Annotated in this window: 20 protein-coding genes; 10 read left to right on the forward strand and 10 right to left on the reverse strand. The window is 73.5% G+C overall.

From position 1 onward, the window contains the following. Positions 1 to 40 precede the first annotated feature (40 nt). Both GA0070622_RS22305 and GA0070622_RS22310 read left to right on the forward strand, forming a co-directional pair. Positions 41 to 1,630 carry an ATP-binding protein gene (locus GA0070622_RS22305; protein ID WP_091578185.1) on the forward strand — a complete coding sequence of 530 codons (1,590 nt, stop codon included), beginning with the start codon at positions 41 to 43 and terminating at the stop codon, positions 1,628 to 1,630. Continuing rightward, positions 1,627 to 2,307 (forward strand): response regulator, encoded by a 681-nt coding sequence (locus GA0070622_RS22310; RefSeq protein ID WP_091578188.1) that lies wholly within the window; start codon positions 1,627 to 1,629, stop codon positions 2,305 to 2,307. Before GA0070622_RS22305 ends, GA0070622_RS22310 begins: the two co-directional genes overlap by 4 nt. A gap of 12 nt (positions 2,308 to 2,319) precedes the next feature. Here the strand turns inward: GA0070622_RS22310 and dnaE are convergent, their stop codons facing one another. After that, entirely contained in the window at positions 2,320 to 5,853 is a 3,534-nt protein-coding gene (gene dnaE, locus GA0070622_RS22315; RefSeq protein ID WP_091578190.1) for a DNA polymerase III subunit alpha, read from the reverse strand. A 185-nt stretch (positions 5,854 to 6,038) separates the two neighbouring features. Between dnaE and GA0070622_RS22320 the strand changes: the two genes are divergently transcribed. Next, positions 6,039 to 6,380, forward strand: coding sequence for a PadR family transcriptional regulator (locus GA0070622_RS22320; protein WP_091578193.1), 342 nt, complete (start codon positions 6,039 to 6,041; stop codon positions 6,378 to 6,380). After that, positions 6,377 to 7,321: a permease prefix domain 1-containing protein gene (locus GA0070622_RS22325; RefSeq protein WP_091578196.1), complete on the forward strand. Its 945-nt coding sequence runs from the start codon at positions 6,377 to 6,379 to the stop codon at positions 7,319 to 7,321. The genes GA0070622_RS22320 and GA0070622_RS22325 overlap by 4 nt, the downstream gene beginning before the upstream one ends. A 61-nt stretch (positions 7,322 to 7,382) precedes the next feature. Here the strand turns inward: GA0070622_RS22325 and GA0070622_RS22330 are convergent, their stop codons facing one another. Then, positions 7,383 to 7,943 (reverse strand): GNAT family N-acetyltransferase, encoded by a 561-nt coding sequence (locus GA0070622_RS22330; RefSeq protein WP_091578199.1) that lies wholly within the window; start codon positions 7,941 to 7,943, stop codon positions 7,383 to 7,385. Between the two features lie 124 nt (positions 7,944 to 8,067). On the opposite strand from GA0070622_RS22330, the gene GA0070622_RS22335 reads away from it, so the two are divergent. From GA0070622_RS22335 to GA0070622_RS22355, 5 genes are all read left to right on the forward strand, one after another. Beyond that, complete coding sequence (locus GA0070622_RS22335; RefSeq protein ID WP_091578202.1) at positions 8,068 to 9,351, forward strand: sensor histidine kinase; 1,284 nt, start codon at positions 8,068 to 8,070, stop codon at positions 9,349 to 9,351. Next, a complete protein-coding gene (locus tag GA0070622_RS22340; protein ID WP_091578205.1) occupies positions 9,348 to 10,040 on the forward strand; it encodes a response regulator in 693 nt (230 codons plus the stop codon). Before GA0070622_RS22335 ends, GA0070622_RS22340 begins: the two co-directional genes overlap by 4 nt. A gap of 81 nt (positions 10,041 to 10,121) precedes the next feature. After that, positions 10,122 to 11,015: an ABC transporter ATP-binding protein gene (locus GA0070622_RS22345; RefSeq protein WP_091578207.1), complete on the forward strand. Its 894-nt coding sequence runs from the start codon at positions 10,122 to 10,124 to the stop codon at positions 11,013 to 11,015. Then, positions 11,012 to 12,073, forward strand: coding sequence for an ABC transporter permease (locus tag GA0070622_RS22350; RefSeq protein WP_091578210.1), 1,062 nt, complete (start codon positions 11,012 to 11,014; stop codon positions 12,071 to 12,073). Before GA0070622_RS22345 ends, GA0070622_RS22350 begins: the two co-directional genes overlap by 4 nt. A gap of 78 nt (positions 12,074 to 12,151) precedes the next feature. Then, positions 12,152 to 12,550 (forward strand): hypothetical protein, encoded by a 399-nt coding sequence (locus GA0070622_RS22355; RefSeq protein WP_091578212.1) that lies wholly within the window; start codon positions 12,152 to 12,154, stop codon positions 12,548 to 12,550. Between the two features lie 91 nt (positions 12,551 to 12,641). Here the strand turns inward: GA0070622_RS22355 and GA0070622_RS22360 are convergent, their stop codons facing one another. The 7 genes from GA0070622_RS22360 to pgsA form a co-directional block, all read right to left on the reverse strand. Continuing rightward, the gene (locus GA0070622_RS22360; RefSeq protein WP_091578214.1) at positions 12,642 to 13,391 is read right to left on the reverse strand and encodes a YebC/PmpR family DNA-binding transcriptional regulator; all 750 of its coding nucleotides are present in this window, start codon (positions 13,389 to 13,391) and stop codon (positions 12,642 to 12,644) included. A 146-nt stretch (positions 13,392 to 13,537) separates the two neighbouring features. Then, positions 13,538 to 14,143 (reverse strand): pyridoxal 5'-phosphate synthase glutaminase subunit PdxT, encoded by a 606-nt coding sequence (pdxT, locus tag GA0070622_RS22365; protein ID WP_091578217.1) that lies wholly within the window; start codon positions 14,141 to 14,143, stop codon positions 13,538 to 13,540. 73 nt (positions 14,144 to 14,216) lie between these two features. Further along, complete coding sequence (gene pdxS, locus GA0070622_RS22370; protein WP_091578220.1) at positions 14,217 to 15,128, reverse strand: pyridoxal 5'-phosphate synthase lyase subunit PdxS; 912 nt, start codon at positions 15,126 to 15,128, stop codon at positions 14,217 to 14,219. 130 nt (positions 15,129 to 15,258) lie between these two features. After that, complete coding sequence (locus GA0070622_RS22375) at positions 15,259 to 15,762, reverse strand: hypothetical protein (protein WP_091578224.1); 504 nt, start codon at positions 15,760 to 15,762, stop codon at positions 15,259 to 15,261. Positions 15,763 to 15,844: 82 nt separating this feature from the next. Beyond that, on the reverse strand, positions 15,845 to 17,005 hold the full coding sequence (locus GA0070622_RS22380; RefSeq protein WP_091578227.1) for a glycosyltransferase family 4 protein: 1,161 nt from the start codon (positions 17,003 to 17,005) through the stop codon (positions 15,845 to 15,847). Positions 17,006 to 17,016: 11 nt separating this feature from the next. Next, the gene (locus GA0070622_RS22385; RefSeq protein WP_091578230.1) at positions 17,017 to 17,949 is read right to left on the reverse strand and encodes a phosphatidylinositol mannoside acyltransferase; all 933 of its coding nucleotides are present in this window, start codon (positions 17,947 to 17,949) and stop codon (positions 17,017 to 17,019) included. Next, on the reverse strand, positions 17,946 to 18,566 hold the full coding sequence (gene pgsA / locus GA0070622_RS22390) for a phosphatidylinositol phosphate synthase (RefSeq protein WP_091578233.1): 621 nt from the start codon (positions 18,564 to 18,566) through the stop codon (positions 17,946 to 17,948). The genes GA0070622_RS22385 and pgsA overlap by 4 nt, the downstream gene beginning before the upstream one ends. Positions 18,567 to 18,817: 251 nt before the next feature. Here pgsA and GA0070622_RS22395 point away from each other — a divergent pair, with 251 nt between their 5' ends. Beyond that, entirely contained in the window at positions 18,818 to 20,977 is a 2,160-nt protein-coding gene (locus tag GA0070622_RS22395; protein WP_091578236.1) for an elongation factor G-like protein EF-G2, read from the forward strand. Between the two features lie 8 nt (positions 20,978 to 20,985). Here the strand turns inward: GA0070622_RS22395 and GA0070622_RS22400 are convergent, their stop codons facing one another. Beyond that, positions 20,986 to 22,044: an aldo/keto reductase gene (locus GA0070622_RS22400; RefSeq protein WP_091578239.1), complete on the reverse strand. Its 1,059-nt coding sequence runs from the start codon at positions 22,042 to 22,044 to the stop codon at positions 20,986 to 20,988. Positions 22,045 to 22,426 lie beyond the last annotated feature (382 nt).

Consider the following 22,426-nt stretch of genomic DNA (forward strand, 5'->3'; position numbering starts at 1 on the left):
AGGGCGAAACACCGCCGTGCGGGTGCGCCACACTGACACGATGGCGCGGCGGCAGTGGAGCATCGCGGGGCAGCTGTTCGCCCTCCAGGCGGTGGTGGTGACGCTGCTCGTCCTGGCCGGCGCCGGCGGCGCGGTCTGGCTCGCCCGCAACGACTCCCACCAGGCCGCCGAGGACGAGGTGCTGGCCGTGGCCCAGGCCGTGGCCCGCTCCCCCAGCGTTCGCGCGGCCCTCACCGCCCCCGACCCGTCGGCCACGCTCCAGCCGTACGCGGAGGCGACGCGGGTGGCCACCGGAACGGACTTCGTGGTGGTGATGGCCCCGGACCGGACCCGCTACTCGCACCCGACCGCCGAGCTGATCGGTCGGCCGTTCATCGGCGACATCGGCCCGGCGCTGGCCGGCGAGGCGTTAACCGTGACCAACGTCGGCACGCTCGGTGAGTCGGTGCGCGCGGTCGTCCCGGTGTACGGGGACGACGACCACGTCATCGGGCTGGTCTCGGTCGGCATCACCACCCGGGCGATCAACCGGAAGCTGCTCGCCCAGGCCCCGGTGCTGTTCGGCGCGGCCGTACCGGCGCTGGCGCTGGCGGCCACCGGCTCCTGGCTGCTCAGCCGGCGGCTGCGCCGGCAGACCCACGGACTCGGCCCGGCCCAGATGACCCGGATGTACGAGTACTACGACGCTGTCCTGCACTCCGTACGCGAAGGGTTGCTGGTGCTGACCCGGGACCGGCGGGTGGCGCTGGTCAACGACGAGGGGCGGCGGCTGCTCGGGCTGGCCGACGACGCGGCGGTGACCGACCGGCCGGTGGCCGCGATCGACCTGCCGCCGGCGGTGGCCGAGCTGCTGGCCGCCGGCCGGGACGCGCACGACGAGCCGGTCCTGGCCGGCGACCGGGTGCTGGTGGCCAACCAGCGGACCACCCGCTTCGAGGGGGCGGTGCTCGGGACCGTGCTGACCCTGCGCGACCAGACCGAGCTGCGCAACCTGGCCAGCGAGCTGGACTCGGTACGCGCGTTGACCGAGGCGTTGCAGGCGCAGACCCACGAGTCGGCGAACCGGCTGCACACCGTGCTGACGCTGGTGGAGCTGGGCCGCACCGACGAGGCGGTCCGGCTGGCCACCCGCGACCTGGCGCTCGCCCAGCAGCTCACCGACCGGGTGGTCGGCGCGGTGACCGAACCGGCCCTGGCCGCGCTGCTGCTCGGCAAGTCGGCGCGGGCCGGCGAGCGCGGCGTGGACCTGGTGATCGAGCCGGACTGCCGGCTCGACGGCAGCCCGCTGCCCGGCACGGATCTGATCACCGTGGTCGGCAACCTGGTCGACAACGCGCTCGACGCGGTGGCCGGCAGCCCGCCGCCGCGCCGGGTCCGGGTCTTCGTCGGCGCCGGTGACGACGAGTTGACCGTACGCGTCGGTGACAGCGGCCCCGGCCTCGCGCCGGAGCGGGTGGCGGACGCGTTCCGGCGCGGCTGGTCGACCAAGAGCGCCGGCCGAGGGCTCGGGCTCGCCCTGGTGGGGCAGGTGGTCCGCCGACACGGCGGCACGGCCGACGTGACCCGCACCGACGACGGCGAAACGGTCTTCACGGTCCGGCTGCCGCTGCCCCGGAGGGACGCCCGGTGAGCGACGTCCGGGTGCTGGTGGTGGAGGACGAGCCGGTGCTGGCCGAGGCGCACAAGGCGTACACCGAGCGGGTGCCGGGCTTCGTGGTGGTCGGCGTCGCGCACACCGGCCGGGAGGCGATGGCGGCGCTGCGGCCCGGCGGGGGTGCGGACGTCGACCTGGTGCTGCTCGACTTCCGCCTGCCCGACCTGCACGGGCTGGAGGTGTGCCGGGCGTTGCGGGCGTCCGGCAGCGGCACCGACGTGCTGGCGGTGACGTCGGCGCGGGACCTGGCGGCGGTGCGGACCGCGGTCTCCCTCGGGGTCACCCACTACCTGCTCAAGCCGTTCACCTTCGCCGCGTTCCGCGACAAGCTGGAGCGGTACGCGGAGTACCGGCGGCACGCGCTGGCCGAGGGCGAGGTGGCCGCGCAGCACGAGGTGGACCGGATGTTCGCCACGTTGCGCGGCGCGGCGGCGCACACGCTGCCGAAGGGGCTGGACGAGCAGACCCTGAACACGGTGCTGGCGGCGCTCGGCGCGCAGGGCCGCTCCGCGACAGAGGTGGGCGCGCGTACCGGGATCTCCCGGGTGACCGCGCGACGCTACCTGGAGTATCTGGTGTCGGTGGAGCGCGCGGCCCGCACACCCCGGTACGGGACGCCGGGCCGGCCGGAGATGGAGTATCGGCCGACCTGACGTCACCGCCGGTCAGCTCACGTTGGCCGGGCCCAGCACGCTCTTCAGGTCGCCCATCAGGGCGGTGGTCGGCGCGACCCGGAACGGGCCGAGGCGCAGCGTGGTGACCTTGCCGCCGTTGAGCAGCTTGACGTGCACCTCGCAGTCGCCCGGGTGCAGCACCAGCGTCTCCTTCAGCCGCTCGACCAGCGGCGGGGTGCAGCGGTGCACCGGAATGGTCAGGGTGACCGGCTTGTTCGCCGGGTTGCTGGTGACGTCCGGCATGGACATGTCCATCGCCATGATCCGGGGGGTGTCGTCGCGCCGGTCCACCCGGCCCTTGACCACCACGATGGCGTCCTCGGCGATGTATTGCCCGATCACCTCGTAGGTGTTCGGGAAGAACAGCGTCTCCACGCCGCCGGCCAGGTCCTCCAGAGTGGCCGAGGCCCAGGCCCGGCCCTGCTTGGTGACCCGGCGCTGCACGCCGGAGAGGATGCCGGCGAGGGTGACGACCGCGCCGTCGGGCACGGTGCCCTCCTCGGAGAGCGCGGCGATGGTGGTGTCCGCGGCGGCGCCGAGCACGTGCTCCAGGCCGAACAACGGGTGGTCGGAGACGTAGAGGCCGAGCATCTCGCGTTCGAAGGCGAGCTTGTCGCGCTTGTCCCACTCCCCCTCGCCGATGACCGGCATGACGGTCGTGCTGCCGCCGGTGTCCGCGTCGCCGAAGCCGGCGCCGAACAGGTCGTACTGGCCGACCGCCTCCTTGCGCTTGACGTCGGCGTACGCGTCGATGGCGTCGGCGTGCACCGCCAGCAGGCCCTTGCGGGGGTGGTTGAGCGAGTCGAACGCGCCGGCCTTGATCAGCGATTCGATGGTCTTCTTGTTGCAGACCACCGCGTCCACCTTGGACAGGAAGTCGTAGAAGTCGGTGTAGTCGCCCTTCTCGTCGCGGCACCGCATGATCGAGGCGACCACGTTCGCGCCGACGTTGCGCACCGCGCCGAGACCGAAGCGGATCTCCTTGCCGACCGGGGTGAACGGGCCGGCCGAGGTGTTCACGTCCGGCGGGAGGACCTGGATGCGCATCCGGCGGCACTCGGACAGGTACATGGCCATCTTGTCCTTGTCGTCACCGACGGAGGTGAGCAACGCGGCCATGTACTCGGCGGGGTAGTGCGCCTTCAGGTAGGCGGTCCAGTAGGAGACCAGGCCGTACGCGGCGGAGTGGGCCTTGTTGAACGCGTAGCCGGCGAACGGGACGAGCACGTCCCACACCGCCTGGATGGCCTCGTCGGAGTAGCCGCGCTCGCGGCAGCCGTCCCGGAACGGGATGAACTCCTTGTCCAGGATCTCCTTCTTCTTCTTGCCCATCGCCCGGCGCAGCAGGTCCGCCTGGCCGAGCGTGTAGCCGGCGAGGATCTGCGCGGCGCGCTGCACCTGCTCCTGGTAGACGATCAGGCCGTAGGTCGGGGCGAGGATCTCGCGCAGCGGCTCCTCCAGCTCCGGGTGGATCGGGGTGATCTCCTGGAGGCCGTTCTTGCGCAGCGCGTAGTTGGTGTGCGAGTCGACGCCCATCGGGCCGGGGCGGTAGAGCGCCAGCACGGCCGAGATGTCCTCGAAGTTGTCCGGCTTCATCAGCCGCAGCAGCGAGCGCATCGGCCCGCCGTCGAGCTGGAAGACGCCCAGCGTGTCACCGCGGGCGAGCAGCTCGTACGCCTGCCGGTCGTCCAGCGGCAGACCCAGCAGGTCCAGCTCCAGGTTGTGGTTGAGCCGGATGTTCTTCACCGCGTCGTCGATGATCGTCAGGTTGCGCAGGCCGAGGAAGTCCATCTTCAGCAGCCCGAGCGACTCGCAGGTCGGGTAGTCGAACTGCGTGATGATGACGCCGTCGGAGTCACGCCGCATCAGCGGGATGTGCTCGATGATCGGCTCGGCGGACATGATGACGCCGGCCGCGTGCACGCCGGTCTGCCGGATCAGGCCCTCGATGCCCTTCGCGGTCTCGATCACCTTCTTGACGTCCGGGTCGGACTCGTAGAGGCCCCGGATCTCGCCCGCCTCGGCGTAGCGCGGGTGCTTCGGGTCGAAGATGCCGGACAGCGGGATGTCCTTGCCCATCACCGCCGGGGGCATGGCCTTGGTGATCCGGTCGCCGACCGCGTACGGGAAACCCAGCACGCGGGCCGAGTCCTTGATCGCGGCCTTCGCCTTGATCGTGCCGAACGTGGCGATCTGCGCGACCTTGTCCTCGCCCCACTTGTCGGTCACGTACTTGATGACCTCACCGCGCCGGCGCTCGTCGAAGTCGATGTCGACATCCGGCATCGAGACGCGCTCGGGGTTGAGGAACCGCTCGAAGATCAGGCCGTGCGGGATCGGGTCCAGGTCGGTGATGCCCAGCGCGTACGCGACCAGCGAGCCGGCGGCCGAGCCACGGCCCGGGCCGACCGCGATGCCCTGGTTCTTGGCCCACTGGATGAAGTCGGCGACCACGAGGAAGTAGGACGGGAAGCCCATCTGGATGATGACGCCCAGCTCGTACTCGGCCTGGACGACGTGGCCCTCCGGGATGCCGTTCGGGAAGCGGCGCTTGAGCCCGGCGAACGTCTCCTTGCGGAACCAGGACTCCTCGGTCTCGCCGTCGGGGATCGGGAACCGTGGCATCAGGTTGTGGAAGGTGAACATGCCGGTGGGGTCGACCTTCTCGGCCACCAGCAGCGTGTTGCGGCAGCCCTGCTGCCACAGCTCGGAGGAGTCGACCGCGCGCATCTGGTCGGCGGACTTGACGAAGTAGCCGCCGCCCTCGAACCGGAACCGGTTCGGGTCGGCCACGTTGCTGCCGGTCTGCACGCACAGCAGCACGTCGTGCGCCTCGGCCTGGGCCTCGTGGGTGTAGTGCGAGTCGTTGGTGACCACCGGCGGGATGTCGAGCTTGCGGGCGATCTCGGTGAGCCCGTCGCGGACCCGGCGCTCGATGTCGAGGCCGTGGTCCATGATCTCCAGGAAGTAGTTGTCCTTGCCGAAGATGTCCTGGTAGGCGGCGGCGACCTTGAGCGCCTCGTCGAACTGGCCGAGCCGCAGCCGGGTCTGCACCGCGCCGGACGGGCAGCCGGTGGTGGCCATGATGCCCTCGGCGTGCTCGGCGATCAGCTCCATGTCCATCCGGGGCCACTTGACGTAGTGGCCCTCCATGGAGGCGCGGGAGTTGAGCCGGAACATGTTGTGCAGGCCGGTGCGGTTCGCCGCCCACATGGTCATGTGGGTGATGGCGCCGTTGCCGGAGACGTCGTCGCTCTTCTGCTCGGGGCGTCCCCACTTGACCCGTGCCTTGTGGAAGCGCGACTCCGGCGCCACGTACGCCTCGACGCCGAGGATGGGCTTGACCCCGGCGGCCATGGCCTGCTTGTAGAAGTCGTTCGCGCCGTGCATGTTGCCGTGGTCGGTGATCGCCACCGCCGGCATGCCGAGCCGCGCCGCCTCGGCGAATAGGTCCTTGAGCCGGGCCGCCCCGTCGAGCATCGAGTACTCGGTGTGTACGTGCAGATGCGCGAACGAATCGCCCATGCGTGGCGCCCCCCGGGTTGTGGATCAAGCTGCGTCGGAGTCGACCGACCCACCCTACCGAGGCGGTCCGACCGGCTCCACCGTCCGCGCCGGGGGTGGCCGGCGTCTCTCCCGACGGACCGGTGTATGCCACACGACGGTGTATCTGCTTGCAATGGTGTGTGGCACACACTATCGTGTGTCACATGGTCACCGACGAGGTCCTCCGGACCCACCTCCAGGAGCTGCGACGCGGCACGATCGTGGTGGCCAGCCTGGTCGCCCTGCGCCGCCCCGACTACGGCTACGCCCTGCTGCAACGGTTGGCCGCGCACGGCTTCGCGGTCGACGCCAACACGCTCTACCCGCTGCTGCGCCGGCTCGAGGAACAGGGCCTGCTGACCAGCGAGTGGAACACCGAGGAGAGCCGGCCGCGCAAGTTCTACCGCACCAGCGACGACGGCGAGACGGTGCTGGGCCGCCTGCTCGACGACCTGACCGCGGTCCAGACGTCCGTCACCCAGCTGATCGAAGGAGTAGGGCGATGAGTTCCCTGACCGACCGCTACCTCGCGGCCACCCTGCGCACCGTGCCGGCCCCGCGCCGCGCCGAGCTCGCCGAGGAGCTGCGCGCCTCCATCGCCGACATGATCGACGACCGGACCGCCGGCGGGCAGGACCACGCCTCCGCCGAGCGCGAGGTGCTCACCGAGATGGGCAACCCCGAGCAGCTCGCGGCCCGCTACAGCGACCGCACGCTCCAGCTCATCGGCCCGCGCTACTACCTGCTCTGGTGGCGGGTGCTGCGGATGCTGCTCACCTGGATCCCGGCGATCGTCGGCGTGGTCACCGGCGTGGTCAAGGCGACGGTCGGCGGCGAACCGGGCGCGGCGATCGGCGCCGGCATCGCCAGCGCGTTGCAGACGGCCGTGCAGATCGCGTTCTGGGTCACGCTGTCCTTCGCCGTCCTGGAGCGCACCCGGACCCCGCTGGGCCTGCCCGAGTGGACCGTCGACCAACTCCCGGAGGAGACCCACGACCGGCAGATCAGCCAGCCGGACAGCGTGGCGTCCGTGGTGTTCCTGCTCGGCACGGTCGGCGTCCTCGTCGGGCAGCACTTCCAGCACTGGGCCAGCGGCGACGGCTCCCGGCTGCCGGTGCTCGACCCGGCGCTCTGGAGCTTCTGGCTCCCGGCGCTGATCGTGGTGCTGCTGGCCACCGTCGGTCTGGAGATCGCGAAGTACCGGTCGGGCCGGTGGACCTGGCCGCTGGTCGCGGTCAACGCGCTGCTCAACCTGGCGTTCGCGGCGCCGGTGGTGTGGCTGCTGCTGACCGACCGGATGCTCAACCCGGACCTGGTCGAGCGGTTCGCCTGGCTCCGCGAGGGCGGGGCGGACGACGTCGCCCGGATCGCCGTGGTGGTCACCGTGGTCATCGCGGTCTGGGACGTGATCGACAGCGCGGTCAAGGCGGTTCGCGCCCGCCGCTGAGGTCCCGACCGGCCCGGCGCCGCCCGCACCGGGCGCGCCGGGCCCTCGGGTACGCCGGGCTTCAGGCCGTCGCGCGCCACTCCCGTGCCAGCAGGGCGTAGACCGCCTCGTCGGTCCACTCCCCCTTGACGAACTCGTTCTCCCGCAGGTGCGCCTCGCGCCGCATGCCCAACCGCTCCAGCACCCGGGCGGAGGCCGTGTTGCGGGCGTCCAGCCGACCGACGATCCGGTGCAGGCCCAACCCGTCGAAGCCGAGTCGCAGCAGCTCCCGGGCCGCCTCGGTGACGTACCCCCGACCGGTGTGGTCCGGGTGGGCCGCGTAGCCGATCTCGCCCTGCCGGTGCTCGCCGCTGGTCCAGTTCAGCAGCACGTCCCCGACGACCACGCCGGTGTCGGGCAGCGTCACCGCCAACTGGAGCACGTCGCCCGGCGCCCGCAACGCGGTCCGGCGGACCATCCGGTCGATCGCCGGCCGCACCGACTCGTCGTCGTAGGGCTCCTGGTAGAGAAAGCGGGTGACCTCCGGGCGGCCCCGGTAGTCCCGGACGACGGCCAGGTCGGCCGTGGTGAAGGCGCGCAGCACCAGGCGCCCGGTGCGCAGCGGCAGATCGGGTACGAGCACCGAGGCAGGCTACGCCCCCACCCGCGCCCCGGTCAGCCCGGTTTCCCTCGTCGATCAGGGTGGGTCGGGTGGCGGGGGTGCCCTTGCGGTCGGGGCGGGCGGGGGCGGGTGGCATGGTCGTACGGTGAGCACCGCGACCACCACCGGCTGGCGACGGCCGGGTCCCACCGCCGAGCAGCTCCGCACCGACCTCTGGATCGGCCTCGGAGTCACCGTGCTGGCCCTGTTCGAGCTGACCCTCGCCCGCAGCACCGGGGCGTTCCTGCTCGGTCTGCCGCCGAGCCTGGCCGAACAGATCTTCTGGACGGCGGCGGCGACCGCGCCGCTGGCCCTGCGCCGACGGTGGCCCACCGCGGTCGCGGTGTTCATCTCGATCGCCTTCATCGCCGGGCAGGCCCGGGCGGTCCCGCTGTCCCAGCTCCCGTCGGGGGCGCTCTTCGCCGCGCTCTACACCCTCGGCGCCTGGGGCACCGACCGGCGACTGGCCGGGCGGGTCCGGGTCGCCATCATCGGCGCGATGTTCGGCTGGCTGGGACTGTCGCTCGCGCTGCGCGCCGACCAGCTCTCGGCGAGCGCCTTCGACGGCGCCGCCGGCCCGGTGCCGCCGGTGCTCGCGGCCGTCATCAACGGCGTTCTGTACAACGTCCTGTTCTTCGCCTTCGCCTACTACTCCGGCCAGACCGCCTGGGTGGCCGCGCGCCGCCGGCACGAGCTGCGGGAGCAGGCCGAGCAGCTGCGCCGCTCGCAGGAGGAGGCGCGCGAGCGGGCGGTGATGGGGGAACGGGTCCGCATCGCCCGGGAGCTGCACGACGTGGTCGCCCACCACGTGTCGGTCATGGGCGTGCAGGCCGCCGCGTGCCGGCGGGTGTTCGACCGCGACCCGGACAAGGCGCGTACCGCGCTGACCGCCATCGAGGAGACGGCCCGCACCTCGGTGGACGAGCTGCGCCGGATGCTCGGCGTGCTGCGGGACCCGAGCGTCACGTCCGGCGCCGGGCCCACCGACACCGCCGGCATCGAGCAGGTCGCCGCGCTGGTCGACCGGGCCCGCGAGACCGGGCTGCGGACCCGGCTCGGGGTGTACGGCGACCCGACGCCGCTGCCCCGCTCGGTGTCCCAGGCGGCGTACCGGATCGTGCAGGAGGCGGTGACGAACGTGGTCAAGCACGCGTCCGCCACGTCGCTGGACGTGCGGATCCGCTACCTCGACCGGGAGCTGGAGGTCGACGTGAGCGACGACGGGCGCGGCGGAGGGCCCGGCGGTGGGGGTGGACTCGGCCTGATCGGCATGCGTGAGCGGGCCACCGCGCACGGCGGTGAGCTGGAGGCCGGGCCGAGGGCCGGTGGCGGCTTCCGGGTGCGGGCCCGTCTGCCGCTGGCCCCCGAGACGGCCGGGCGAGCGGCGTGACCGGGCCGGCGCCGGACGGGCCGGTCCGGGTCCTGCTCGTCGACGACCAGCACCTGGTCCGCAGCGGCTTCCGCATCATCCTCGAGGTGGAGGACGACATCGAGGTGGTCGGGGAGGCCGCCGACGGGGAGCGGGCGGTGGCGATGGCCGCCGCGCTGCGACCGGACGTGGTGCTGATGGACGTGGAGATGCCGGTGCTCGACGGGCTGGCGGCGACCCGCCGGATCACCGACGATGCCACCGGCGACGGCCCGGCCGTGTTGATCCTCACCACCTTCGACCGCGACGACTACCTCTTCGCGGCGCTGCGCGCCGGGGCGAGCGGCTTCCTGCTCAAGAACGGCACCCCGGAGGATCTGGTCGAGGCGGTCCGGGTGGTGGCGCGCGGGGAGGGACTGATCGCGCCCGCGCTCACCCGCCGGGTGATCTCCACCTTCGCCCGTCCCGGTGCCGCGCCGCCCGACCCTCGGCACGACGCCGCGACGGCGGAACTGACCCCCCGGGAGCGTGAGGTGCTGGCGCTGGTGGCGCGGGGCGCCAGCAACGCGGAGGTCGCCGCCGTCCTGCACGTCGGCGAGGCGACCGTGAAGACCCACGTGAGCCGGGTGCTGGCCAAGCTGGGACTACGGGACCGGGTCCAGGCGGTGATCTTCGCGTACGAGCACGGCATCGTGCGGCCCGGCGGCTGACGGCATCCGCCGTGCGGCGGACCCCGATGATCAACCCCTGGTGGGACGCCGTCGCGCCCGCCCGACCGTAGCGTCGGGCGCATGACCAGCGTGCTCCACCTGGACGGCGTCGACCGCAGCTTCGACGGACGTCAGGTGCTCTCCGACGTCACCTTCGACGTGACCGCCGGCCGGCTGACCGGGTTCGTCGGCGGCAACGGCGCCGGCAAGACCACCACGATGCGGATCATCCTCGGCGTGCTCGCCCCCGACGCCGGGCAGGTGACGTGGCGGGGCGACCGGCTCACCCGGGACGCCCGGCGGCGGTTCGGCTACATGCCGGAGGAACGGGGCCTCTACCCGAAGATGACCACCCGCGAGCAGGTGGCCCACCTCGGCCGCCTGTACGGGCTGGACGCGCCGGCGGCGCGCCGGCGTACCGACGCGCTGCTGGACCGGATCGGCCTCGGCGAGCGCGGCGACGACCTGCTGGAGACGCTGTCGCTGGGCAACCAGCAGCGGGCGCAGATCGCCGCCGCGCTGGTGCACGACCCGGAGGTGCTGATCCTCGACGAGCCCTTCTCCGGGCTCGACCCCCTCGCCGTCGACACGGTGGTCGCGGTGCTGCGGGAACGGGCCGCCGCCGGGGCGCCCGTGCTCTTCTCCAGCCACCAGCTCGACGTGGTGGAACGGCTCTGCGACGACCTGGTGATCATCGCGGGCGGCACCATCCGGGCCGCCGGCCCCCGGGAGGAGCTGCGCGCCGCGTACACCCTGCCCCGGTTCGAACTGGTGGTCGACGGCGACGCCGGCTGGCTGCGGGACCAGGCCGGCGTGGAGCTGGTCGACCTCGACGGCGCCCGCGCGGTGTTCGACCTGGAACCCACCGTCGACGACCAGTCCGTGCTGCGCGCGGCGCTGGCCCGCGGCCCGGTGCGCGCCTTCCACCCGGTCACCCCGTCCCTCGCCGAGATCTTCCGAGAGGTCAACCAGTGAACACCTACCAGGCCACCCGGCTGGTCGCCGCCCGCGAGATCAAGGTCAAGCTGCGCGACAAGACGTTCCTCTACGGCACCCTGGTCTTCCTGCTCATCGCGATCGCCTCCACGGTGCTGCCGGCGATGCTGCAGGGCGGACCGTCCACGGTGGCGGCGCCCGCCGCGGCCGCCGGCCCGCTGCGCGCGGCCGGCCTGGACGTCCTCGTGGTCGCCGACGACGCGGCCGCCGAGCGGGCGGTGCGCGACGGCGACGCGGACGCGGCGCTGGTCGCCGGCCCGACCGTGCTCGGCGACCAGCGGGCCCCGGACGACGTGGTCCAGGCACTCAGCGTGGCCCCGCAGGTGCGGCTGCTCGACCCCGACGCGGTGGACCCGGTCACCGCCTACCTGGTGCCGTTCGCCTTCGCGTTCGTCTTCTTCATCATGTCCCAGACCTTCGGCATCCAGGTCGCGCAGAGTGTCACCGAGGAGAAGCAGACCCGGATCGTGGAGATCCTGGTCGCCGCCGTGCCGGTCCGGGCGCTGCTGGCCGGCAAGATCGTCGCCGCCGGCGCGCTGGCGCTGGGACAGGTGGCGCTGATCGCGGTCGCCGCCGTGGCCGGGCTGCGGCTGACCGGGGGCGGGGACCTGCTCGCCCTGGTCGCCCCCGCGCTCGGCTGGTTCGTGCCCTTCTTCCTGCTCGGCTTCCTGCTGCTGGCGGCGATGTGGGCGGCCGCCGGCGCGCTGGTCAACCGGCAGGAGGACATCGCCGGCGCGTCCACCCCGGTGCAACTGGCGGTGATGGCGCCGTTCTTCGCGGTGGTGTTCCTCAACGACAACGCCACCGCGATGCGGATCCTGTCGTACCTGCCGCTGTCCGCGCCGACCGCGATGCCGGTGCGGCTGTTCACCGGCGACGCGGCGACCTGGGAGCCGTTCGTGGCGCTGGCGCTGCTGCTGGTCGCGGCGGCCGGCTTCCTCGCCGCCGGGGCGCGGATCTACCAGGGCTCGCTGCTGCGCACCAACGGGCGGACGTCGGTGCGTGCGGCCTGGCGGCAGCGCGAGACGGTCGGCTGACCGCGGCCGCCCCCGCCCGGCCCGGGACCTGCCGGCGGGGCGGCGGTGCCGGTCCGACCTGTGCGAGGATCGCCGACCATGAGTACGGACCCGACCCACCTGCGCGCCCTCGCCGACGAGTGCGTCGACCTGGTGTCCCGGCAGTTCGGCCACCGGCTGGACTGGTCGCCCGAGAGTCTGTCGACGCTCGACGGGGTGTGCGCCGACCTGATCGCCGACGGTCCGCTGGCCGAGGAGCGCCTGGACCTGTGGTGGCGGTTGATCGGGGCCTACACCGGCGAGGTGGTCGTCCGCGCCTACGCCGGCGAGTGGGTCGCGCACGAGAGGTCGCCGGGGGCACCGGCGGTCTCCGCGCTGGGCGTGACCGGCTTCCCGTTCGGGCTGGCCGCGCGGGTGCTGGACGGCGAGCCGTACAAGAGCCTCGCCTCGTTCGCGCGCGCCCTGCCGGCCATCGCCGAGCGCGCGACGAGCGACTGACGACGGGCCGCGACGAGCATCGCGACGTCCACCATGGACGACGGCCCGACGCCCGGGAGGTCCGGGTGTCGGGCCGTCGTGGCGGTCCGGGTCAGCCGACCGCGGCCATCACCTCGTCGGAGACGTCGAAGTTGGCGTAGACGTTCTGCACGTCGTCGCAGTCCTCCAGCACGTCGATCAGCTTGAAGATCTTGCGCGCGCCCTCCTCGTCCAGCGGCACGTTCACGCTGGGGATCAGGGAGGACTCGGCCGACTCGTACTCGATCCCGGCGTCCTGCAGGGCGGAGCGCACCGCGATCAGGTCGCCCGGCTCGGAGACCACCTCGTACGCCTCACCGAGGTCGTTGACCTCCTCGGCGCCGGCGTCGAGGACGGCCATCATCACGTCGTCCTCGCTGGTGTCGGCCTTGGGCACGATCACCACGCCCTTGCGGGAGAACATGTACGACACCGAGCCGGCGTCGGCGAGCGAGCCGCCGTTGCGGGTCAGCGCGGTGCGCACCTCGGTGGCGGCGCGGTTGCGGTTGTCGGTGAGGCACTCGATCAGCATCGCCACGCCGCTCGGGCCGTAGCCCTCGTACATGATCGTCTGCCAGTCGGCGCCGCCCGCCTCCAGCCCGGAGCCGCGCTTGACCGCGCGGTCGATGTTGTCGTTCGGGACCGAGTTCTTCTTCGCCTTCTGGATGGCGTCGTAGAGGGTCGGGTTGCCGGCCGGGTCGCCGCCGCCGGCGCGGGCCGCCACCTCGACGTTCTTGATCAGCTTGGCGAACATCTTGCCGCGCTTGGCGTCGATCACGGCCTTCTTGTGCTTGGTGGTCGCCCACTTTGAGTGGCCGGACATCTGAGTACCTCCGTTAGTGATCCACGCCCGCGTCCGCAGCCCGCGCCGGAGCCGAACCCGGCAATCCTACCGAGGCCACGGCCGGCCGGCACCCACGGGCGCACCGCCACGACGGCCGGCGCCGCGCTCGGCGTGGTCGGCGGCCGTCAGGCGGCGGCCCGGACCACGTCGACGAAGTGACGGTGCAGGCGGAGGTCGCCGGTCAGCTCCGGGTGGAACGACGTGGCCAGCAGGTTCCCCTGACGGACCGCGACGATCCGGTCGGCCGCCGGGCCGTCGGTGACCCGGCCGAGCACCTCCACGCCCGGGCCGACCCGCTCGACCCAGGGCGCGCGGATGAAGACCGCGTGGAACGGCTCGCCGTCGACCCCGGCGAGCGTCACCGGCGCCTCGAACGAGTCGACCTGGCGGCCGAACGCGTTGCGCCGGACGGTCATCTCGATGCCGGCGAAGCCGCGCTGGTCGGGGCGGCCGTCCAGCACCTCGGTGGCCAGCATGATCATGCCGGCGCAGGAGCCGTAGACCGGCATGCCGGCGGCGATCCGCTTGTCGATCGGCTCGCGCATCTCGAAGATGTCCACCAGCTTGCTGATCGTGGTCGACTCACCGCCGGGCACCACCAGGCCGTCGACCGCGTCCAGCTCGCCCGGCCGGCGCACCGCCCGGGCGTCGGCGCCCGCGCCGGCCAGCGCCGCGACGTGCTCGCGTACGTCGCCCTGAAGCGCGAGCACGCCGATCACCGGTCCGGTCACACCGCTCCCTTCGAGGTGTTAAGAAGGGGCCCCGCCTCTACCGGAGGCGTTAAGAAGGGGCCCTTCCTTCGGTTCACCACCCGCGCTCGGCGAGGCGGTGCGGCTGGGGGATCTCGTCGACGTTGATGCCGACCATCGCCTCGCCCAGACCGCGCGACACCTTGGCCAGCACGTCCGGGTCGTCGTGGAACGTGGTCGCCTTGACGATCGCGGCGGCCCGCTGGGCCGGGTTGCCGGACTTGAAGATGCCCGAACCGACGAACACGCCCTCGGCGCCGAGCTGCATCATCATGGCCGCGTCCGCCGGGGTGGCGATGCCGCCGGCGGTGAACAGCACGACCGGCAGCTTGCCCCGCTCGGCGACCTCCTTGACCAGCTCGTACGGGGCCTGCAGCTCCTTCGCCGCGACGTACAGCTCGTCGGCCGGCAGCGTCTGGAGCCGGCGGATCTCCTGCCGGATCTTGCGCATGTGGGTGGTGGCGTTGGAGACGTCCCCGGTGCCCGCCTCGCCCTTCGAGCGGATCATGGCGGCGCCCTCGGTGATCCGGCGCAGCGCCTCGCCCAGGTTGGTCGCGCCGCACACGAACGGGACGGTGAACGCCCACTTGTCGATGTGGTTGGCGTAGTCGGCCGGGGTCAGCACCTCGGACTCGTCGACGTAGTCGACGCCGAGCGCCTGGAGGATCCGCGCCTCGACGAAGTGGCCGATCCGGGCCTTGGCCATCACCGGGATGGAGACGGCCGAGATGATGCCGTCGATCATGTCCGGGTCGCTCATCCGGGACACGCCGCCCTGGGCGCGGATGTCGGCCGGCACGCGCTCCAGGGCCATCACGGCCACGGCGCCGGCGTCCTCGGCGATCTTCGCCTGCTCGGGGGTGACCACGTCCATGATCACGCCGCCCTTGAGCATCTCGGCCATGCCGCGCTTGACGCGGGCGGTGCCGACGGTGGCGTCGGTGGTCGGTGCGGTGGATTCAGACACGGGTCATCGCTCCTCGACGGGCTGGGGAGGGGGCTGCGCTGGAATGCTACGACCGGCGCGACGCCGCTCCGACAGCCAATCGGCCCCCCGGTGGCCTGCCCTGTGGCCGCCGTCACGAGCCCCGGCCCGGTCAGCCGGTGGTGACGTCCGCGCGCGGGACCACCGTCGGGTCGTCGATGTCGAAGTAGCGGGGCCACTCCCGCCCCCGTCCCATCCGGAACAGCCGCACCACCGGACGGCTCCGGGCCGACCGGGCGTCCCGGACCAGGTCGGTGTGCACCTGCCGGGCCAGCGCCAGCCGCCGGCTCGCCGCGATCACCGCCGCGCAGGCCGCGTCGTCCGGGTCCAGCCGGACCGCGCGCAACTGCCGGGTGAGGTCGTTCTCGGCGGCCTCGCGCTCCTCCGGGGCGGCGTCCAGCGCGATCCGGGCGGCGGCGTACAGCTCCACGCCGTACCGCTGCTCGGCCAGCACCGCGGCGGCGGCCGCGCGGCGCAGCAGGTGCGCGTCGAGCGCGCGGGCCGCCGAGTCCGCCCGGACCTGCAGCCGCTGCACCCGGCCGGAGGTCCAGATCAGGTACGCCGAGACCAGCCCGAGCACCAGGGCCGCGCCCACCACCCACCACATGCCCGGCATCGTAGTGCTGCTCCTCATCCCGGCCGGCCGGCGCGGGCACCGGTCGACGCGCTCGTCACAGCGGCCCCACCGGCCACCGCGGTCAGCCCAGCCCCGCCCACTCCTGGTCCATGACCCGGCCGTCGGTGGCCTCGATCGCGGCTGCGTATACCTCCAGAACGCGGCGGGCAACCACGGGCCAGTCGAAATTCGCCACCACCTGGTCGCCGGCGGCGGTCAGCCCGGCCCGCTGGCCGTCGTCGTCGAGCAGTTCGGTCAGCGCCGCGCCCAGCGCCACCGCGTCGCCGGTCGGGAAGAGCCGGCCGGCCCGCCCGCCGTCGAGCACCCTGCGGAACGCGTCCAGGTCGCTGGCGACCACGGTGGTGCCGGCGGCGAGCGCCTCGGTGAGGATCATCCCGAAGGATTCCCCGCCGGTGTTCGGTGCGACGTAGAGGTGCACGCTGCGCAGCATGCGTGCCTTGTCCGCCTCGGAGACCAGGCCGAGGAACGTGACCCGGTCGCGCAGGTCGGCCGGGAACCGCCCGTACAGCTCGTCGGCGTCGCCCGGGCCGGCCACCAGCAGGCGCAGCCCGGGGCGGCGCGGCGCGAGCGCGACGAACGCGTCGCGCAGGATCGGGAAGCCCTTGCGCGGCTCGGTGAACCGGCCCAGGAACCCCAGCGTGCCGCCGGCGCCCGGGCCGCACTCCCCCGGCCAGTCGGGCAGCGGCGCCACCCCGGCGAACTTCGCCACCGCCACCCCGTTGGGGATCTCCACCGCGCCGCCGTCCATGTGCTCGACCTGCACCTTGCGGGCGAGCGCGCTGACCGCGATCCGGGCGGTGATCCGCTCCAGCACGATCCGCAGCACCCCCTGCGCGGCGGAGAGCACCCGGGAGCGGGTCATCGCGGTGTGGAAGGTGGCCACCACCGGGCCGCGGGCGCAGAGCACCGCCAGCATCGACAGGCTCGGGGTGAGCGGCTCGTGCACGTGCAGCACGTCGAAGTCGCCGCGGGTGATCCAACGGCGCACCCGGGCGGTGGAGACCGGGCCGAACGCGATCCGGGCCACCGAACCGTTGTACGGCAGCGGCACGGCCCGGCCCGCCGACACCACGTACGGCGGCAACGGCGCGTCCTCGTCGGCCGGGGCCAGCACACTCACCTCGTGGCCGAGCCCGAGCAGCGCCTCGGCCAGGTCCATGACGTGGTTCTGCACCCCGCCCGGGACGTCGAAGGAGTACGGGCACACGATGCCGATCCGCACTTGCGCCCCCTCTAGACCGTCCCGGTGGTGGCCGGCGGCTGCGCCGACGTGGGCGCGCCCTGCGGACCCTGGTCCAGCCACATCCGCTGCAGCATGTGCCAGTCTTCCGGATGCCGGGCGATGCCCGCCGCCAGACCGTCGGCAATCCGCTGGGTCACCACGCGCACCCGCTCGTCGAGCGGGGCGCTGTCCTCGGCCGGCAGCGGCAGCGGGCCCTCGATCGACGCGCACGCCGCGTCCGGTTCGTACCACATCGAGGCCACGTAGAGCGGGGCGCCGGTGCGGATGGCCAGCAGCGCCGGACCGGCCGGCATCCGGGTCCGGCCGCCGAAGAAGTCCACCTCCACGCCCCGGGCCGACAGGTCCCGGTCGGCGAGCAGGGGCACCACGTAACCGGCGCGCAGCCGGTCCACCAGCACGTCGAACGCGGGACGCGGGCCGCCGCGGTTGGGCAGGATCTCCATCCCCAGCCCCTCCCGGAACCCGACGAACCGCTCGTAGACGCCGTCCGGAAGCCGCTCGGCCACGGTGGTCATCGGCCAGCCGGTGGCCGCCACCCAGGCGCCGGCGGCATCCCAGTTGCCGGCGTGCGGCAGCGCCACCACCGCGCCGCGCCCGGCCGCCACGTCCGCGGCGAGCTTGTCGGCGCCGTCGAGGCGGAACCCGGCGAGGATCTCCGCCCGGTCCAGGCCCGGCAGCCGGAAGGCCTCCATCCAGTAGCGGGCGTACGAGCGCAGGCCGGCGCGGACCAGCGCGTCCAGTTCCGCCTCGGGCAGCTCCGGGCCGACCACCCGGCGCAGGTTGGCGCGCAGTCGACGCGTACCCCCGCCGTCCCTGCGGTGGGCGCGGTCGGCGCCCGCCCGGAAGGCCGCGGCCGCGACGGGCCGGGGCAGCGCCCGGATCAGGCGCCAGCCCGCGACGAAGCCCGCCTCGGTGAGGTTCACTCCGCGCCGACCCGCTGGGCCTGCCGGTACACGTGGGCCATCCGCTGCCCCACCGTGAAGATCGAGACGGCGGCGAGCAGCCAGAGCGCGATCTCCAGCGCGGGGCGGACGCCGACGCCGGTGAGCAGGCCGCCGACGCCGACGATGAGCAGCCGCTCGGTGCGCTCGGCGATCCCGACGTTGCAGGTCATGCCGAGCCCCTCGGCCCGGGCCTTCACGTAGGAGACCAGGCCGCCGGCGGCCAGGCAGATCAGCGCCGCGGCCACGCCGGAGTGGTCGTGCTCGGTGGCCAGCCAGTAGGCGACCGCGCCGAAGACCGCGCTGTCGGCGACCCGGTCCATGCTCGAGTCGAGGAACGCCCCGAACCGGGTCGAGCCGCCGCTCATCCGGGCCATCGTGCCGTCGAGCAGGTCGGTGAGGGCGAAGACCGTGACGATCAGCGCGCCGGCGACCAGGTGGCCGCGCGCGCCGAAGCCGAGCGCGCCGACGAGCACGCCGACGGTGCCGGTCACGGTGACCGCGTTGGGGGACACGCCCGCGCGGAGCAGTCCGCGCGCGATCGGCTCCACGACGCGGGTCATGCCCGCGCGGGCCGTCACTTGGAAGATCTTCGCCATGGCGGTCCCACGATAACGGCCGGCAGCGGCCGGGGACACAGCCGGGCGGACGACCCGCCCGACGACCCTTGTGCCGGCACCGGCGCGGGTGTGAGATCGAGCCAGGAGGTGAGCCAGTTCACCGGATCACCGGTCCGCGTTCCCGTCCAGCAGCAGATCACCGGAAAATATCGCCGCGGCGCCCGTCCGGGTCCGCTCCCCCGTCGCCCGCGGCGGTCGCCACCACCACCGGTTGAGGGAGGTGCGCCGCGATGGCGCAGAAGAACGAGAAGGGTGTCACCGGCGGCGCGCCGGTGGTGACCGAACCCGGCAGGGTTCGCAACGTGGTGCTCGTCGGGCACTCCGGCGCGGGCAAGACGACCCTGGTCGAGGCGCTGCTGGCGGCCAGCGGCACGATCGGCCGGGCCGGCTCGGTCACCGAGGGCACCACGGTCTGCGACCACGACCCCGCCGCCGTGCGCCAGCAACGCTCGGTGAGCCTGGCCTGCGCCCCGCTGACGCACCGCGACGTCAAGGTCAACCTCCTGGACACGCCGGGCTACGGCGACTTCGTCGGCGAGCTGCGCGCGGGGCTGCGCGCCGCCGACGCGGCGCTGTTCGTGGTCTCGGCGGTGGACGGGATGGACGCCGCCACCGCCGCGCTCTGGGAGGAGTGCGCCGCGGTGGACATGCCGCGCGCGGTGGCCGTCTCCCGGCTCGACCACCCGCGCGCCGACTTCGACGAGGCCGTCGCGCTCTGCCAGCGGGTCTTCGGCGACAACGTGCTGCCGCTCTACCTGCCCATGCTCGGCGACGACGGCGAGTCGGTGGCCGGCCTGATGGGCCTGATCACCCGCCGCGTGTTCGACTACTCCGCCGGGCTGCCGGCGGCGGTGCGCGAGCCGGACCCGGAGCACCTGCCGGCCATCCAGGAGGCACGCGACGAGCTGATCGAGGGGATCATCGCGGAGAGCGAGGACGAGACCCTGATGGACCGCTACCTCGGGGGCGAGCAGATCGACCCGCAGGTGCTCATCACCGACCTGGAGACCGCGGTCGCCCGCGGCCACTTCTACCCGGTGGTGCCGGTCTGCGCGGAGACCGGGGTCGGCCTGGACGCGCTGCTCGACGGTCTGGTGACGGCGTTCCCGTCGCCGCTGGAGCACGACCTGCCGGCGGTCACCGGGGTGGACGGCTCGCCCCGCCCCCCGCTGACCTGCGACCCGGACGGCCCGCTGGTCGCCGAGGTGGTCAAGACGACCGTCGACCGCCACGTCGGGCGGGTTTCGCTGGTCCGGGTCTTCTCCGGCACGCTCCGCCCCGACCAGGTGATCCACGTGTCCGGGCACGGCATGGCCGAGCGGGGCCACCCGGACCACGACGCCGACGAGCGGGTCGGCCACGTCTACAGCCCGCTCGGCGCGACCCTGCGCGAGGTGCCGGCCTGCGTCGCCGGTGACCTCTGCGCGGTCACCAAGTCGGGCAGCGCGGAGACCGGCGACACCATCTCCGCCAAGGACGAGCCGCTGCTGGTCGCGCCCTGGGAGATGCCCGAGCCGCTGCTGCCGGTGGCGGTGGTGGCGCGCAGCCGGGCCGACGAGGACGCGCTGGCGCGCAACCTGTCCCGGCTCGTCGCCGGTGACCCGACGCTGCGGCTGGAGCGCAACCCGGAGACCCACCAGCTGGTGCTCTGGTGCATGGGCGAGGCGCACGCGGACGTGGTGCTCGACCGGTTGCGCGGCGGCGGGGTCGAGCTGGAGACCGAACCGGTCCGGGTGGCGCTGCGGGAGACCCTCACCACTGCCGCACGCGGGCACGGCCGGCACGTCAAGCAGTCCGGCGGCCACGGCCAGTACGCGGTCTGCGACATCGAGGTGGAGCCGCTGCCCCGGGGCGCCGGCTTCGAGTTCGTCGACCGGGTGGTCGGCGGCGCGGTCCCGCACAACTACATCCCCTCGGTGGAGAAGGGCGTCCGGGCCCAGATGGAGCGCGGCCTGGTCGCCGGTCACCCGGTGGTCGACCTGCGGGTGACGCTCGTCGACGGCAAGGCGCACAGCGTCGACTCCTCCGACGCCGCGTTCCAGACCGCCGGCGCGCTGGCCCTGCGCGACGCCGCCGAGAAGGGTCAGCCGACGCTGCTGGAACCGGTCGACGAGATCACCGTCCGGGTGGCCGACTCCTCGGTCGGCGCGGTGATGGGCGACCTGTCCGGGCGGCGCGGCCGGGTGCTCGGCACCGAGCCCGACCCGGACGCCGAGGGCCGCACCCTGGTCCGCGCCGAGGTGCCCGCCACCGAACTGCTGCGGTACGCGGTGGAGCTGCGGTCGATGACCGCCGGCACCGGCACGTTCCGGCGCGAGTTCGCCCGCCACGAACCCATGCCCGCCCACCTGGCCGACCAGGCCCGCAAGGAGTCCTCCACCCGGTCCTGACGGTCGCGTCAGGGGCGCGCGGAGGGGACCGGCGGCATCGGCCAGTGGGGGCGGTCGGCGTCGCGGAGGGCGGCCGAGCGTACCGCCGCCAGTTGCCGCTCCACCTCGGCGAAGTGGTCCGGCGCGAGCGGGCCCCAGGCCAGCGCGGCCGCGTTCTCCTCGACCTGGGCCACCGTGCGGGCGCCGGGGATCGGTACGGCCCGGTCGCTGCGCGCCCAGATCCACCCGATCGCCCCCTGGGCCAGGGTCCGGCCGTCGGCGGTGAGCGCGTCCCGGACCCGGGCCACCCGGCGCAGCCACTCGGGGGCCGGCCGGCCGCTGCGGAACCACTCCAGCCAGGTCGGCCCGAGACCGCGTACGTCGTCGCGGGGCAGCGTCGACTCCGGCGTGTACTTGCCGGTGAGCAGCCCCATTCCGAGCGGCCCCCGGGCCAGGCTGGCCAGGTCGTGCTTGTCGCAGGCGGCCAGCATGGCCGGGGCGTCCCGGAGCACCGACAGCGCGTGCTGCACGGCGGCGGCGCCGCTGGCGACCTGGGCGAAGGCCGCGGCCCGGTCGGCCCGGTCGGTGCTCCACCCGTACGCCCGGATCAGCCCGTCGGCGACCAGGTCGTCCAGCGTGCCGACCAGTGCCTCGGCGCGGGGCAGCGGCAGGTCGCCGAGGTGCAGCTGGTAGAGGTCGATCCGGTCGGTGTCCAGCCGGCGCAGCGAGTCGACCACGACCCGGCGCAGGTACTGCGGCGAGGCGTTCTCCCCGGTGGCCTGCCGGGTCCGCTCGTCGAACGTGTAGCCCCACTTGGTGGCGATCACCGCCTGGTCGCGCCGGCCGGCGAGGGCCCGCCCGAGCACCCGCTCGCCGTGCCCGGCGCCGTAGGTGTCGGCGGTGTCGAAGAGCGTCACCCCGAGGTCGAGGGCGCGGCGGACGGCCCGCACCGACTCGTCGTCGTCGACCGCGCCCCAGCCCAGCGGCCGGGCGCCCTCGGCCCACGGGCCGCCGATCGCCCAGCACCCCATGCCGAGTGCGCTCACCTCGATGCCGCTGCGACCCAGCGGCCGCGTGCTGACTGCCATCGCCGAATCCTGTCACCTTCCCCGCACGCGTGGGCGGCTTCGTCACCCCGGGTGCCCGACCGCTGTCACCCTGCGTAACGGGAGAGGGAAAGCCTTTCGAGGAGAGCGACATACCGGAGAGTCATAATTATGACTCTCCGGTATATCGCTCTGGGGCGGTAGGTCCACGCTCCGGCCGGCAGGCCTGCCCGCGCGGGCAGGCCGATCACGCCGGGCCAGGCCGACCGAACCGTGGCCAAGCCGACCAAGCCGGACCAGGCCACGCCAGGCCGGACCGCGCCACGCCCGGTCACGGCAAAAGCTGGACCACGCCACGCCCGGTCACGGCAAGAGCCGGACCGGGCAGGAGCCGGACCAGGCAAGAGCCGGACCAGGCAAGAGC

The organism is Micromonospora sediminicola (genome assembly GCF_900089585.1).
In the GTDB taxonomy this organism is placed as follows: Bacteria; Actinomycetota; Actinomycetes; order Mycobacteriales; family Micromonosporaceae; genus Micromonospora; species Micromonospora sediminicola.